General features: G+C 48.0%; 15 protein-coding genes. 11 read left to right on the top strand and 4 right to left on the bottom strand.

Translation table 11 applies throughout. The annotated features are described in order from the left end of the window. The first annotated feature begins 95 nt into the window (after positions 1 to 95). Complete coding sequence (locus ICW23_RS16765) at positions 96 to 785, top strand: YetF domain-containing protein (RefSeq protein WP_045927133.1); 690 nt, start codon at positions 96 to 98, stop codon at positions 783 to 785. Between the two features lie 32 nt (positions 786 to 817). Here the strand turns inward: ICW23_RS16765 and ICW23_RS16760 are convergent, their stop codons facing one another. After that, on the bottom strand, positions 818 to 1,144 hold the full coding sequence (locus ICW23_RS16760) for an antibiotic biosynthesis monooxygenase family protein (protein WP_188154826.1): 327 nt from the start codon (positions 1,142 to 1,144) through the stop codon (positions 818 to 820). A 73-nt stretch (positions 1,145 to 1,217) separates the two neighbouring features. Continuing rightward, positions 1,218 to 1,580 (bottom strand): VOC family protein, encoded by a 363-nt coding sequence (locus tag ICW23_RS16755; protein ID WP_049628048.1) that lies wholly within the window; start codon positions 1,578 to 1,580, stop codon positions 1,218 to 1,220. 161 nt (positions 1,581 to 1,741) lie between these two features. On the opposite strand from ICW23_RS16755, the gene ICW23_RS16750 reads away from it, so the two are divergent. The 8 genes from ICW23_RS16750 to ICW23_RS16715 all read left to right on the top strand — a co-directional run bounded on the left by ICW23_RS16750 (position 1,742) and on the right by ICW23_RS16715 (position 8,088). After that, positions 1,742 to 2,608: an STAS domain-containing protein gene (locus tag ICW23_RS16750; protein ID WP_016936947.1), complete on the top strand. Its 867-nt coding sequence runs from the start codon at positions 1,742 to 1,744 to the stop codon at positions 2,606 to 2,608. Between the two features lie 239 nt (positions 2,609 to 2,847). Further along, the gene (locus ICW23_RS16745; protein ID WP_016936948.1) at positions 2,848 to 3,918 is read left to right on the top strand and encodes a sulfate ABC transporter substrate-binding protein; all 1,071 of its coding nucleotides are present in this window, start codon (positions 2,848 to 2,850) and stop codon (positions 3,916 to 3,918) included. Between the two features lie 15 nt (positions 3,919 to 3,933). After that, a complete protein-coding gene (gene cysT, locus ICW23_RS16740) occupies positions 3,934 to 4,770 on the top strand; it encodes a sulfate ABC transporter permease subunit CysT (protein WP_188154825.1) in 837 nt (278 codons plus the stop codon). A 10-nt stretch (positions 4,771 to 4,780) separates the two neighbouring features. Beyond that, the gene (cysW, locus tag ICW23_RS16735) at positions 4,781 to 5,644 is read left to right on the top strand and encodes a sulfate ABC transporter permease subunit CysW (RefSeq protein WP_047476422.1); all 864 of its coding nucleotides are present in this window, start codon (positions 4,781 to 4,783) and stop codon (positions 5,642 to 5,644) included. A gap of 13 nt (positions 5,645 to 5,657) precedes the next feature. Next, the gene (locus ICW23_RS16730) at positions 5,658 to 6,728 is read left to right on the top strand and encodes a sulfate/molybdate ABC transporter ATP-binding protein (protein ID WP_188154824.1); all 1,071 of its coding nucleotides are present in this window, start codon (positions 5,658 to 5,660) and stop codon (positions 6,726 to 6,728) included. Positions 6,729 to 6,843: 115 nt separating this feature from the next. Further along, positions 6,844 to 7,020 carry a YezD family protein gene (locus ICW23_RS16725; RefSeq protein ID WP_016936952.1) on the top strand — a complete coding sequence of 59 codons (177 nt, stop codon included), beginning with the start codon at positions 6,844 to 6,846 and terminating at the stop codon, positions 7,018 to 7,020. A 30-nt stretch (positions 7,021 to 7,050) separates the two neighbouring features. Next, positions 7,051 to 7,353, top strand: a complete 303-nt coding sequence (gene ribR / locus ICW23_RS16720) for an FMN riboswitch-binding regulator RibR (protein ID WP_188154823.1) — start codon at positions 7,051 to 7,053, stop codon at positions 7,351 to 7,353. A 90-nt stretch (positions 7,354 to 7,443) separates the two neighbouring features. After that, the gene (locus ICW23_RS16715; protein WP_016936954.1) at positions 7,444 to 8,088 is read left to right on the top strand and encodes a Bax inhibitor-1/YccA family protein; all 645 of its coding nucleotides are present in this window, start codon (positions 7,444 to 7,446) and stop codon (positions 8,086 to 8,088) included. 36 nt (positions 8,089 to 8,124) lie between these two features. On the opposite strand, the gene ICW23_RS16710 is transcribed toward ICW23_RS16715, so the two are convergent. After that, on the bottom strand, positions 8,125 to 8,637 hold the full coding sequence (locus ICW23_RS16710) for a MarR family transcriptional regulator (protein WP_060963371.1): 513 nt from the start codon (positions 8,635 to 8,637) through the stop codon (positions 8,125 to 8,127). A gap of 149 nt (positions 8,638 to 8,786) precedes the next feature. Here ICW23_RS16710 and ICW23_RS16705 point away from each other — a divergent pair, with 149 nt between their 5' ends. Further along, positions 8,787 to 9,908, top strand: a complete 1,122-nt coding sequence (locus ICW23_RS16705; RefSeq protein WP_188154822.1) for an FAD-dependent oxidoreductase — start codon at positions 8,787 to 8,789, stop codon at positions 9,906 to 9,908. A 36-nt stretch (positions 9,909 to 9,944) separates the two neighbouring features. On the opposite strand, the gene ICW23_RS16700 is transcribed toward ICW23_RS16705, so the two are convergent. Further along, positions 9,945 to 11,015 (bottom strand): DUF3900 domain-containing protein, encoded by a 1,071-nt coding sequence (locus ICW23_RS16700; protein ID WP_064778021.1) that lies wholly within the window; start codon positions 11,013 to 11,015, stop codon positions 9,945 to 9,947. Positions 11,016 to 11,175: 160 nt separating this feature from the next. Here ICW23_RS16700 and ICW23_RS16695 point away from each other — a divergent pair, with 160 nt between their 5' ends. Beyond that, a complete protein-coding gene (locus ICW23_RS16695; RefSeq protein WP_188154821.1) occupies positions 11,176 to 14,361 on the top strand; it encodes a bifunctional cytochrome P450/NADPH--P450 reductase in 3,186 nt (1,061 codons plus the stop codon). Positions 14,362 to 14,485: the final 124 nt, after the last annotated feature.

Raw genomic sequence — 14,485 nt, 5'->3', positions numbered from 1 at the left:
CGCGGCTTCGGCTGCGTTTTTTGTGTTTTCGGCCGCTGTATAGAAAACAGGCGGATGTCCATAATGGTAATGACTTTTAAGAAGAAGGTGCAGATATGGGACATTTATTTACAGTGGCTTGGGAATTAGTATGCGGTTTGGGTATTTTATTTGTGATTTTAAAATTGCTCGGAAAAACTCAATTCTCACAGATTACGCCATTTGATTTTATTTCGGCGCTTATCCTCGGCGAATTGGTCGGAAATGCGGTGTATGATAAAGGCGTCAGGATCGTTGAAATCATTTTTGCTTCTCTGTTATGGGGGATTTTAATCTATTTCATCGAACTGATTACGCAGAAAGTGAAAAGCTCCAGAAAGCTGTTGGAAGGCGAGCCGAACATTGTCATTCATAAAGGAAAACTGAAATATGATGTGCTGAAAAAAAATAAACTGGACATTAATCAGCTGCAGAGCCTACTCAGACAGGCGAACTGCTTTTCCATACAGGAAGCGGAATATGCGATTTTAGAAACAAACGGGATGGTCAGCGTCCTGCCGAAATTTCCGTACGACACGACGAAAAACGGCGACATGCAAATAAAACCGAAGCAGGTCTCTTTACCCGTCACACTGATTATTGACGGTGAAGTGCTGCACGAAAATCTGAAAGAAGCCGGGGTGGAAGAAGAACAGCTGATGCAAGACCTGAAAAAGCAAAACATCAAAAAAACGGAGGACGTGTTGTATGCGGAATGGAAGCCCGATAAACCGCTGTTTGTCCTGCCGTATGAGGAGAAAAAATAAAAAGAGCTTTGCCCTGGGGCAAACGCTCTTTATTATTTTCCGTGTACGCCTGTTTTAACGGCTTTGACATGATACATACCGACGTCCGTCCCAAGCATGTAATCAGGTTTCGGCTTGCCTTGGTTTGCTTTGTGGGCCGAGATGTGATCTTCGCTTTTTTCCCATTGCTTCCAATGGTCTTCTGACTCCCAGCGGATTAAGACGACGACTTCTTCATCGCCGCGGCGGACTTTTTTCTCCAGGACTGTTACGTCAATCAAGCCTTCCTGCTTTTCGATCACGCCTTCTGAGCTGAAGCGTTCGATCACTTTATCGGCATGTCCTTCTTTTACGGTCATTTTTCTGATTTGCACGAACATCTGGCATCTCTCCAATCATTTTCAAGCTTTATTTTAAATGAAAATGATTCTCAAAGTCAATTAGGACGACTGATTACGATTTGAGGAGAAAGACATGGCCTTCCTCGTCTTTAAATTGCACGAAGCTGCCCCACTCCATTTGTTTCGGTTCATCTATAAATGTGACGCCGTTTTTTTTCATCTGTTCGTACGCGGCAAAGACATCTTCGCATTCAAATACGATTGAAGCCTCCATATGCTCGGCCCCTTTCATCATCGCTTTCGGATAGATAACCAAATGAGTCTCGGCTCCTTTTGGCGCTACTTCAAGCCAGAAGGCATTCGGGCCCATCGGATGTTCGGCGACGGTTTCAAACCCCGCTTTTTCCGTCCAGAATGTTTTCGCTTTTTGCTGATCATCAGTGTATACGGCGACTGTCGCGATTTTTTTGATCATCTTACTGACCTCCTGTTTCATTTCTTTTATAGTGTGTCCTGCAGGCGAAAAAAGCAACCGAAAGCTTTAATGTGCCGGCTTTTTTTTATTTCTCTAGTACGATCGGCAATTCCGATTTATAATTTAGACAAAAGTACATATTCTTGAAAGAGGAGACGGCAGTGAACAAAGACCAATTACTTCATGATTATATTATTACACATTCGGCCGAGCTGACGGAAAAATGGCTCAAGCTGAGACGGAAGCTGAGAGGGCATTTTTATTCTGCGAATCAATTAAGTGAGGAAATGAAACAGCTGCTGATCGAGCAGCATACCTTTACGAACACGGCCGTCGCAAGCGCTTTTTTGGAAGACCCGGCTGTTTTTCAGCATAACAAAGAAAAATGGGCCGCACAGGTAGCGAAAAGCAGAGTGGAGCAGGACGCGCAGGTTCATGAGGTCGTTGAAGCGATCGGCAATTCAAGAACCGTCTTTTGGGATGCGGTCACCCGTTTTATAGATGAGCATCAGGATATCGTAACAAAAGAGGATGTCCGCCGCTGGAATCACCTTGTTAACAGCTCATTTGATCAGCTGATGACGGATTTTACTGAACAGTATCAGACATTAATGATCGCGAGGCTGTCATCTCAGCAGGAGCTTATTTCTGAATTGAGCTGTCCGGTTATTTTGATCGCGGATACGATCGGCACTCTGCCGCTCATCGGCGCGATTGATACGAGACGGGCGCGCGTGATATTGGAGACGGTGCCGGAAAACTGTGTCGCCAAACGGATCACAAACCTTGTGATTGATCTGTCCGGTGTGCCCATTGTCGATACGATGGTGGCGCAGCAATTGTACATGCTGTCGAAAACGTTATTTCTCCTCGGCATCAGAACCGTGTTTTCCGGCATTCGGCCTGATGTGGCACAGACTTCTATCCAATTGGGACTTGATTTTTCAGCGTATCAAACCTACGGCTCTCTGGAACAGGCGCTCGCCAGCATGGGTGTCACATGTACGATCGAGGAAACAAAAGCATAGAAAAAAAGTGCTCCGGCCAGAGGCGGGGCGCTTTTTTTGTCAGCGGGAAACAATTTAAATATTCAAAAACTTAGTTGACAGCTAGGGATAGTTTGAATTATTCTTATACACATCGAACCGGCACAAATAGCTGATCGTACACAAACGAAAGCTGGCCGTATTGCCCATATCTGATACTGGTATAATGGCCCATCAGTCAACTGAAGGCATATTATTTTCCTTTTTTAAAAGGAGATAATATGCCTTTTTTTATGCAGAGAAAGAGAGGAGAAATCAGGCAAATGAAAAAAATAACGGCATTTTTAGTATTACTTTTACTGGCAGGGACGCTGTCAGCCTGTCAGTCTGAGTCCGGGAGCGCTTCATCAGACGGAAAAACCGTTCAGCTGCTGAATGTATCGTATGATCCGACGCGGGAGCTGTATAAAGAGTATAATCAGGCCTTTTCTTCTTATTGGAAAAAGAAAACGGGTCAAGATGTAACCGTACAGCAATCGCACGGTGGTTCGGGGAAACAGGCCAGATCCGTTATAGACGGACTTGACGCTGATGTCGTAACACTTGCTTTGGGCTATGACATTGATTCGATAGCCGAAAAAGCTCATCTCATTGATCAAAACTGGCAGTCCCGTCTGCCGGATCAATCAACTCCTTACACGTCAACCATTGTGTTCTTAGTCAGAAAAGGAAATCCGAAACACATCACTGATTGGGCTGACTTAGCGAAAAAGGGTGTTTCTGTCATTACGCCCAACCCGAAAACATCCGGCGGAGCCAGATGGAACTATTTAGCGGCCTGGGCATATGCGGATGAAACGTATCATCATGACGAAACGAAAATCAAACAGTTTATGAAAGACCTCTACGGCAATGTGGAAGTACTTGATTCAGGGGCGCGGGGGGCAACGACCAGTTTTACAGAAAGAGGGATGGGGGATGTATTGATCGCTTGGGAAAATGAGGCCTATCTCACATTGAAGGAATTCGGCAAAGAAAAGTTTGAGATTGTCAATCCGTCAATCAGCATTCTTGCTGAGCCTCCTGTCTCTGTCGTCGACAAAACGGCGGATAAAAAAGGAACAAAAAAAGCGGCTGAAGCATATTTGTCCTATCTCTACAGCAAAAAAGGACAGGAGATCGCCGCGAAGAATTTTTACCGGCCACGCGATAAAGAGGTTCTGAAAAAGTATGAAAAACAATTCCCGCATATCAAAACAGTGACGGTCGAAAAGGAATTCGGCGGCTGGAAAAAAGCGCAGGAAACCCATTTCAATGACGGCGGAACCTTTGACAGCATCTATGGAAAATAGAAAGAGGAAACGATGATGAGAACACTGCTTTTCAAAAAAACAAAACCGTCCGTGATTCCGGGTTTCGGATTAACGATGGGATTTACATTTTTATATATGGCCGTTTTGGTTATCGTGCCGCTCTCAATGGTGTTTTTTCAAACCATGTCAATGGGCCCCGGGGACGTCTGGCGTATCATTTCTGAGCCGAGAGCCGCAGCTTCCTATCGTCTGAGCTTCATGACGGCGGGCTGCGCCGCTTTGATCAATGCGGTTTTCGGCGTTGTCATCGCCTGGGTGCTGACGAGATATGACTTTCCGGGGAAGAGGCTGGCTGACGGCCTGGTTGATCTGCCGTTTGCGCTGCCGACCGCCGTCGCAGGCATTACATTAACGGCAATGTATGCGCCGGACGGCTGGGTCGGACAGCTGTTTCCTTTCCGTATCTCGTTTACGCCGATCGGCATTGTCATCGCATTAACATTTATCGGGCTGCCTTTTGTCGTCAGGATGGTTCAGCCCGTCTTAGAAAGTCTCCAAAAAGAAACGGAAGAAGCATCTGCCTCACTCGGAGCTTCAAAATGGAAAACCTTTCGAAGGGTCATTCTGCCGGAGCTGTTTCCTTCTATTCTATCGGGTTTTGCATTATCCTTTGCCCGCGCTCTCGGGGAGTATGGTTCTGTTGTTTTTATCGCGGGCAATATGCCGTTTAAAACCGAGATTTCCCCGCTGATCATTATGACGAAATTAGAGCAGTACGATTATGCCGGGGCAACAGCTGTTGCGGCAGTTATGCTTGTCATCACATTTTTCATTTTATTCATCATCAATGGATTGCAATGGCTCACCGCGAGAAAATACGCAGGAAGGTAGGGGATATGCCATGCAGCTGGAAACAGCGAAAACAGCCGTGCCTAAGCGGGAGATACGGGAATCACCCGTTGTGAAATGGGTGCTGATCTCAGCGGTTCTGCTCTTTTTGTCCATATTTTTAATCATGCCGCTTGCATTTATATTTATTGAAGCTTTTAAAAAGGGGGCGGAGGCCTATATCCTCTTTGTCACGCATCCGGATTCCCTTGCCGCGATGAAATTGACGCTCCTCGTTGTTTTCATCACGGTTCCGCTGAATACGCTGTTCGGCGTTGCCGCGGCGTGGGCTGTGACCAAATATGAATTCAGGGGGAAAAGTCTGTTTATGACACTGATTGATCTGCCGTTTGCCGTGTCTCCGGTGATCGCGGGCTTAATCTTTGTTCTTTTGTTCGGGCTTCACGGCTGGCTTGGTCCATTTTTACTTGATCACGAGATAAAAATCGTATTCGCCGTCCCGGGAATCGTGCTTGCATCCTTGTTTGTGACGCTCCCTTTCATCGCCCGGGAATTAATACCGCTTATGCAAAGCTTGGGAAATGCTGAAGAAGAAGCGTCCGTCACCCTTGGTGCTGGAGGCTGGAGAACGTTTTGGCATGTCACGCTTCCTAATATCAAGTGGGGGCTGATCTACGGGGTGATTTTAAGCACAGCCCGGACAATCGGCGAATTCGGCGCCGTATCAGTCGTTTCCGGCCATATCAGGGGTGTTACCAACACGCTCCCGCTTCATATCGAAATTTTGTACAACGAATATCAGTTTACGGCCGCTTTTGCGGTGGCTTCTGTCATGTCGGTTTTTGCGATTGTGACACTGTTTTTGAAAAACATCATTGAATGGAAAGCCGGTTATCGCTCTGCCAAAGCCGGGTGAGGAAGGAGTCATTATGGAGATTACGATCGACAGTATTTCTAAGCATTACGGAAACTATCAGGCATTGCGGGATATTAATCTTCACGTCAATAATGGCGAGCTGGTCGCGCTTCTCGGCCCGTCAGGCTCAGGCAAAACGTCATTGCTGAGAGTTATTGCCGGCCTTGAGCAGGCGGATGGGGGGCGTGTCCTGTTCGGAAGACAAGATGTGACAAATACACATGTGAAAAGCAGACATGTCGGTTTTGTGTTTCAGCACTATGCGTTATTCAGCAAGATGACAATCTTTGAAAATGTCGCCTACGGATTAAAAGTCCGCCCGCGAAAGCAGCGCCCTGCAAAAAAAGAAATTGCCGAAAAGGTCAGAGAGCTTCTCGCTCTTGTAAAATTGGAACCTTATGAAAAGCGCTACCCTTCGCAGCTGTCAGGCGGACAAAGGCAGAGAGCTGCCCTCGCACGCGCCTTGGCCGTAGAACCGAAAATTTTGCTTTTGGATGAACCGTTCGGCGCGCTCGACGCAAAAGTAAGAAAAGAATTGAGACAATGGCTCAGGCGGCTTCATGATGAATTCAGCATGACAAGTATTTTCGTCACTCACGACCAGGAAGAAGCGCTTGATGTGGCCGACCGCATCGTCATTATGAATGAAGGTGCGATTGAACAGATCGGAACGCCGCAGGAGGTCTATGATTACCCCGCAAATCCGTTTGTGTACGACTTTCTTGGCAGTGTCAATGTATTTGAAGGAAAAGTGGAAGGAGGAAAGCTGATCACCGGAAATGCGGTATTACCTGTCGGGCATGCTGATCAGGACAGGGGGATCGCTTATGTGAGGCCCCATCATTTTACCGTAGAAAAAAATCCGTCCGGTCTGAATGCGTTTGAAGTAAAGGCGGCGCATATCCGCGCCATCGGGCCGTCCGTCAGATTGGAAGCCGTCCGTACCGACACAGGCCAGCATTTGGAGATTGAGCTTTCAAAGGAGCAATATGACGACTTGGGGGCCGGTGTCGGTGACACAGTTTATGTCAAAGCGAAGGAAGTGAAAGTATTCGCAACGAAATCATATCCAAAAATCGTGTAAATGTTATTGATTTTTGGAGGGAAACATAATAGTATAATTATATATTTCTTATCAGAATAGTATGAATTAAAATCATTGTCTTAAGATGAACGGCCAGACATAAAGGGGGAGCATGATGACGTCCAAAGGAAACGTAGATCCGCATGTGGTTGAAAAGATTATCAGTGCGCTGGAAACGATCGATTTCGGGACTGTTCAGATTACGGTTCATAATTCCCAAGTGACACAAATTGATAAGGTGGAGAAATATCGATTTTCCCTGAAGAGCAAAGAAGCAAAACAGCAATCTTAAAAAAACAGCCAATGACAGGAGGCGGTACATATGAAGCATTCAACTGTTCTTTTCCGGGAGAGCCGGTATCTGCACCTGCCCGAAGTGCGCTTTCTGCATTGGTGCACGAAGCAATACGGCATAAATAAAGGCGTGCTGAATACAATTGACGGCTGGTTTTATGATGCGGGCATCATTCCCATTCCCGTCAGGCGCCTTTATGTGCTGGCGTTTCTCGATTATGCGAAAACGCCGGGACAGAAGGGGAATATCCGATTCGGGCACGGCGGATTGACGAAAAAACTGCATGATTTCATGAATATGCAGGAGTGTGCAGCAAAACGCCAGGCCTGATATCCTTAAAATCTTCTTAAAATCATGCAAATTTCTCCCATTTTATTTATAATAGACCTATCACGATCATTTTTTGGGAGGACTTTTGACATGCAAACTGCTGCTTATGAGAGCAAACAATCTATTATGCAGCGCATTATAACGGTATTTGTGTTTACGCTGTTAGTTGCGACAATCGGCCTGTATACCGGCCAGTTCATTCCGCCGGCATTGATGCTGCCGCTTTCGATCTTAGAGGTCGTCATGATCTTCGCGGCGTTTTGGCTGCGCCGAAAAAAAGCCGTCGGGTATGCGTTTGTGTTTTCATTCGCTTTTATTTCCGGAATGACGCTGTTTCCGATTATCAGCCATTATGCGTCCGCAGCGGGCGCATATGTCGTATTGGAGGCATTCGGCTCTTCATTTGTGATTTTTGCGGTGCTTGGCACAATCGGCGCTAAGACGAAAAAGGACTTGTCGTTTTTATGGTCCTTCTTGCTTGTCGCTGTTATCGCGCTTCTCGCGGTGGGGATCTTTAATATTTTCAGCCCGCTGAATTCCGCCGCCATGATGGCGTATTCCGTCATCGGAACGATTGTGTTTTCAATGTACATCTTATACGACCTGAACCAGATCAAACACCGTGACATCACGGCGGATCTGATTCCTTTGATGGCATTGACGCTTTATATCGACTTTATCAACCTGTTTATCAACCTGCTTCGGTTTTTCGGGATTTTAAACAGTGATGATTAACCGCGCGAAAAAGGCGCCCTGCTAAAGGGGCGCCTTTTATGTTCTGCCGCCGGAAAACAGCAGAATCTTATCAAATAAAACTTCAAGCATTTTTGTGAAGGCCGCTTTTTCTTCAGCGGTGAAGTTTTCCATGACACCTGAAATTTTAGAAAAGTGGCCGGGGAGGAACAGCATCAGCTTTTCTTTTCCTTCCTTTGTGAGCTCGATGCTGATTTTTCGTCTGTCGCCGGTATGCCGGCTGCGGTTTACAAAGCCGTCCCGTGCGAGTCCGTCGATCAATCCGGTGATGGTCGCTTTGGTGACGTTGGATTTTTTCGCCAGCTCCGTCGGACTCAGGCTGCGGCCGGGTGCGTCAAACAGAAACATTAAAATTTTGAATTTGCCTTCTGACAATCCGTGACTTGAGAAATAATGCTCCATGACATGATTCATTTTTTTCGCCATATCAAATAAAGTCAAAAATGTTTTCAATGAGTCAGCATCCATATCGGCGTAAATCTCAGCGTGTCCGGCAATCTGCGAGTAATCCGGCAAATCTCTCAATTCCATTTTTGTAAGCCTCCGTACATTTTAGTGATTCAAAGTATAAGCTTGCCGGATTCAAAAGGCAACTTATAAAGATTGACAGTTTTTCAACCTGTATAGTAAGGTGGCTAATAGTTAATGAATGATAAATAAATAGTGAAGGCGGTATCGTGATGAACCATGAAGTGAAGAAGATCATCATAGCGGGCGGAGGGATCGGCGGCTTGTCCGCAGCGATTTCTCTCGGGAGAGCGGGTTTTGAAGTGACCCTTTGCGAGGCGGCGCCCGACATGCGAAAAAGCGGGGCGGGCATTCTACAGCCTCAAAATGCGCTGCGGGTGCTGAGGGAAATCGGGGTGTATGAAGAATGCTGCCAACATGGCTTTCAAACGGAATGGCTGAAGCAGCATGATGAAAACGGAACGCTGCGGTTTAAAGTGAGTGAGGCGTTTTTAGATGATTCATTGCCTGGGAGGAATAATATACTTCGGCAAACCTTAAATGATGTCCTCAGAAAGCATGCTGAAGCGGCGGGGGTTACGATTCTGCTGGGGAAAAGAGTCGTATCTTACGAAGAAACAGCAGATGAAATAACGGTGCATTTCGCAGACGGAACCGCGATGACGGCTGACATTCTCGCCGGTTTTGACGGCATCCGCTCTGCTGTCCGCGATCAAATGCTGCAAAGGGAAGTGGAAACGGAGTATCTCGGCATGGGGGCGCACAGATTTTACATCTCTTTTCCCGAGCCGATATTTCATGATTCGACACTGATGTATAAAAAAGGGCAGACACAGGTCGGGGTCGTGCCGCTGTCCGAAAAAACAGGATACGTATTTATTATCCGGCCGTATGACGCTGACTTCAGGGATGATGAGGACACGCGTTTTGAACGGGTGAAAGACTTGCTGCGCGGATTTCCTGGAGTGAAGTTTGTGATAGAGAATATGTCAAAGGAATATCCCGTTTTGTTTCATAAGGTTGAGCAGATGGCGGTCAAAGAGCCGTGGCACAGAGGCCGCGTCGTTCTTGGAGGGGATGCCGTTCATGCAGGAGCGCCGACATTGGCGCAGGGCGCGGCGATGGCGATTGAAGACGCGATCGTGCTTAGTGAAGAACTGCAAAAGCACAAAAACCATGAAACTGCATGTCAAGCATACTTCGAACGACGGGCGGAGCGGGCTTTACGGGTGCAGAATCTCTCATCTGAAATCGTCCGCCGCGAGATAAAGAGAATGCCCGGCATCCAAGACATCATCGGTGAATGCCATCGATTGCTCAAAGAGCCTTATTAAATAAAGAAAGTCCAGAACATGGCGTCTGGACTTTTGTCAGTCTTGTTCAGATTTATTCCGTATCCGCTCAATCACCTCATGCAGCCCCTCAGGCCTGTGAAACTCCACCGGCGAACTGCCTTTTTCAAACGAGATCGTCTCCGCCTCAATGAGCGCGACATAGCGCCCGTTTACTTTTGCGAGATGGATGGATTCGCCGAAATCGGCCAGCAATCCTTTAATCTCTGTTTCTCCGACTTTCATTTTCAGCTCGGCTTCCGGCGTATGTTCAATGATCTGGGCAGATGCTTCGATGACTTGATGGGTGTCGAGGCGCTCCTGAATTTCCCGCTTTTCACTCGCTTCCCAAATTTCAATGTCATGCTCAAACTGCTGAAGCTCTTCGCTGTTTTCTTCAAAGGTTTCATACACGTGCTCCTGCACCATATTCATGACTTGGTTTTTCATGATTTCCGGCATCGATTCGCCGTATTCGACAAATTTGAGAAAGTCCTCAAAATAACGGGCATGCGAGGCTTGGTGGATTTTCAGCTCGTGCTCTTCCGTCATGCCTTCTTCCGGCATATACGGATATTGAATGCTTTTCATGTTTTTTGTCGTGATGGCCATTTCGACCTTTTTAATGAGAGATGAGGCGTCTGAAATCCGGGCGACCTTCGGCTCGAAATCGCATTTCATCATAAAGACGAACTTGTCCTCAAAATATTTACGCGGCACAGCCGATGCCACGATAAAAACACCGCCGCGAACGGCACTCGTGTCCAGATAAGTGCGGACGAACTGCTCGCTTGCTTCGATAAATGCATCCTTCGTATCCGCAAGTCTGGCACGGTTGAAAAGGTTGTAATTCGGATTTGAATCAAGCTCATGACCCGGCTCCGTGATAAAATGGCCGATTTTTGTGGGGACCTGCTCGGATTGCGGATGCCGTTCGGCTTTCCGTTTGACGATTTTCTTCAATTCCCCGTCAAGGAAATCCTTCAGCTCGCTTTCTTCAAATTCTTCCGTATCAAGCGTCTGGAAATGTTTGAACTGTTTGTTTGCCTGTTCGTCTTTTCCTTCCACTTGAATGACATAAAACGATAAAAACTTGATTTCAAAATCCATATATGAACTCACCTTATTTCTGTATTTGACAAGCCTCTCCAGTATAGAAAAAACCGTTAATGATCGTCAATGAGGATTGCACGCCCTGGCGGATAATCAGCGGGTGAAAAGGGCACTGTAGTTGGAAGAAACGCATTCCGTTTAAGAAAGGGTGTTATTCATGAAGGAAACAAGTCCGATTCCGCAGCCGAAGACGTTCGGCCCGCTCGGAAATCTTCCTTTGCTTGATAAAGACAAGCCCACCATGTCGCTTCTCAAACTGGCAAATGAGCAGGGGCCTATTTTTCAGCTGCATACGCCGGCGGGTACGATTATCGTCGTGTCCGGCCATGAACTGGTGAAAGAGGTTTGTGATGAAGAGCGGTTCGATAAAAGCATTGAAGGGGCTTTGGAGAAAGTCCGCGCGTTTGCCGGTGACGGGCTGTTTACAAGCTGGACGCATGAGCCCAACTGGCGAAAGGCGCATAATATTCTGATGCCGACCTTCAGCCAGCGCGCGATGAAAGATTATCATGCGATGATGACGGATATTGCGGTGCAGCTGATTCAAAAATGGGCAAGGCTGAACCCGGATGAGCCCGTTGATGTGCCTGCTGATATGACCCGGCTGACACTCGATACGATCGGGCTTTGCGGCTTTAACTATCGGTTTAACAGTTATTACAGGGAAACGCCTCACCCGTTTATCAACAGCATGGTGCGCGCCCTTGATGAAGCGATGCACCAAATGCAGCGCCTTGATGTTCAGGATAAGCTCATGATCAGAACGAAGCGCCAATTTCATCACGACATTCAGGCGATGTTTTCGTTAGTAGACAGTATTATCGCAGAGCGTAAGTCGGACGGCGGCCGGGATGAAAAGGATCTGCTGGCCAGGATGCTGAATGTGGAAGACCCGGAAACAGGCGAAAAACTTGACGATGAAAATATCCGGTTTCAAATCATCACGTTTTTAATTGCCGGCCATGAAACGACAAGCGGCCTGCTTTCCTTTGCCATCTACTTTCTGCTGAAGCATCCCCGTGTTTTGGAAAAAGCCTATGAGGAAGCCGATCGGGTATTGACCGATCCCGTTCCTTCATATAAACAAGTGCTGGATCTTACTTATATCCGGATGATTTTGCAGGAGTCATTGCGCCTATGGCCGACCGCGCCTGCGTTCAGTCTTTATGCGAAAGAGGATACGGTGATCGGCGGGAAATATCCGATCACGGCAAAAGACAGAATTTCCGTCTTAATTCCTCAGCTTCACCGTGATAAAGAGGCGTGGGGAGACAATGCGGAGGAATTTTATCCGGAGCGGTTTGAACATCCGGATCAAGTGCCCCACCATGCGTACAAGCCGTTTGGAAACGGTCAGAGGGCGTGTATCGGTATGCAGTTCGCCCTGCACGAAGCAACTCTTGTTCTGGGTATGATTCTTCAGCATTTTACCTTCACAGACCACACCGATTATGAGCTGGATATTAAACAAACATTAACGCTCAAGCCCGGCGATTTTCATATTCGGGTGCGGCCGCGAAACAAAGAAGGTGTTTCGGCTGCTCTCCCGGCGGCTGAAAAAGCGGCAGAAGGCGTCAAAAAAGAAAAACAGGAGACAAAAGGCGCTTCCATTATCGGACTTGATAACCGTCCGCTTCTGATTCTGTACGGCTCAGATACGGGAACTGCAGAAGGCGTAGCGCGGGAGCTTGCCGATACTGCCGGGATGCACGGCGTCCGTACCGAAACAGCGCCCTTAAATGACCGGATCGGAAAACTGCCGAAAGAAGGAGCGCTCTTGATCATTACATCCTCTTATAACGGAAAGCCGCCGAGCAACGCGGGGCAATTCGTGCAATGGCTTGAAGAAGTCAAATCCGGGGAACTGAAAGGCGTCCGATATGCCGTCTTCGGCTGCGGTGACCATAACTGGGCGGCGACATATCAGGCCGTTCCGAGACTGATTGATGAAAAGCTTGCCGAAAAAGGGGCGGAACGCTTTTCTGCCCGCGGCGAAGGAGATGTCAGCGGCGATTTTGAAGGACAGCTTGATGAATGGAAAAAAAGGATGTGGGCGGACGCCATGAAAGCGTTCGATCTCAAGCTGAATGAAAATGCCGAAAAAGAGCGAAGTACGCTGGGCCTTCAATTTGTGAGCGGGCTTGGCGGCTCCCCTTTGGCACAGACGTATGAAGCGGTTTACGCCTCCGTTGCGGAAAACAGGGAGCTTCAGGCGCCTGAAAGCGGCCGGAGCACAAGGCATATTGAAATCATTCTGCCGAAAGAGGCTGCTTACAATGAGGGGGATCATCTCGGCGTTCTGCCGGTAAACAGCAAAGAGCAGGTCGGCCGTGTTCTCCGCCGGTATAATCTGAACGGGAACGACCAAGTGCTGCTGACGGCCAGCGGACAGAGCGCGGCTCATCTCCCGCTCGATCGGCCGGTCAGGCTGCACGATCTTCTGAGCAGCTGTGTCGAATTGCAGGAAGCGGCATCAAGGGTGCAAATCCGGGAAATGGCCGCTTATACGGTCTGCCCGCCGCACAAACGGGAATTGGAAGATTTACTCGGAGAGGGCGTCTATCAGGAGCAAATCTTAACATTACGCGTCTCAATGCTCGATCTCCTTGAAAAATATGAAGCATGTGAACTGCCGTTTGAGCGATTTCTGGAGCTTTTGCGTCCGCTGAAGCCGCGTTATTATTCGATTTCCAGCTCACCGCGGAAACATCCCGGGCAGGCTTCAATTACCGTCGGCGTCGTTCGCGGCCCCGCCCGGAGCGGTTTGGGGGAGTATCGCGGAGTTGCTTCGAATTATTTGGCGGAACGCAGACCTGAGGATGGTATCGTGATGTTTGTCCGCACTCCGGAAACAAGGTTCCGGCTGCCCGAGGACCCGGGAAAACCGATTATTATGGTCGGTCCCGGCACAGGAGTCGCCCCCTTCCGCGGATTTCTGCAGGCACGCGCGGCGTTAAAAGAAGAAGGGAAAGAGCTGGGGGAAGCTCATCTGTATTTCGGATGCAGAAACGATCATGATTTTATTTACCGTGATGAGCTTGAAGGTTATGAAAAAGACGGAGTCGTGACGCTTCATACGGCGTTTTCACGCAAAGAAGGCGTGCCGAAAACGTATGTGCAGCACGTCATGACGGAGGATGCCGAAGCTTTAATTTCGATCCTTGACCGGGGAGGGCATCTATACGTATGCGGCGACGGAAGCAAAATGGCGCCTGATGTAGAGGCAGCACTGCAAAAAGCGTATCAGTCGGTTCACGAAACAGATGCACGGCAAGCGCAAGAATGGCTTTTGGATCTCCAAACAAAGGGCATTTACGCAAAAGATGTCTGGGCCGGCATTTGACCGATTTGATGAAAAGGACTGGATGACTCCAGTCCTTTTTTGCATCGGCGGAAAAAAATATTCAAGTTTTTCAATCCCTTTGCATACAATAACTTCAGCCCGCCTGTCGGGCGGCTGCCTTTGA

The organism is Bacillus sp. 1021 (assembly GCF_014534735.1).
In the GTDB taxonomy this organism is placed as follows: domain Bacteria; phylum Bacillota; class Bacilli; order Bacillales; family Bacillaceae; genus Bacillus; species Bacillus siamensis.
This window is presented reverse-complemented; position numbering and strand designations above follow the sequence as displayed.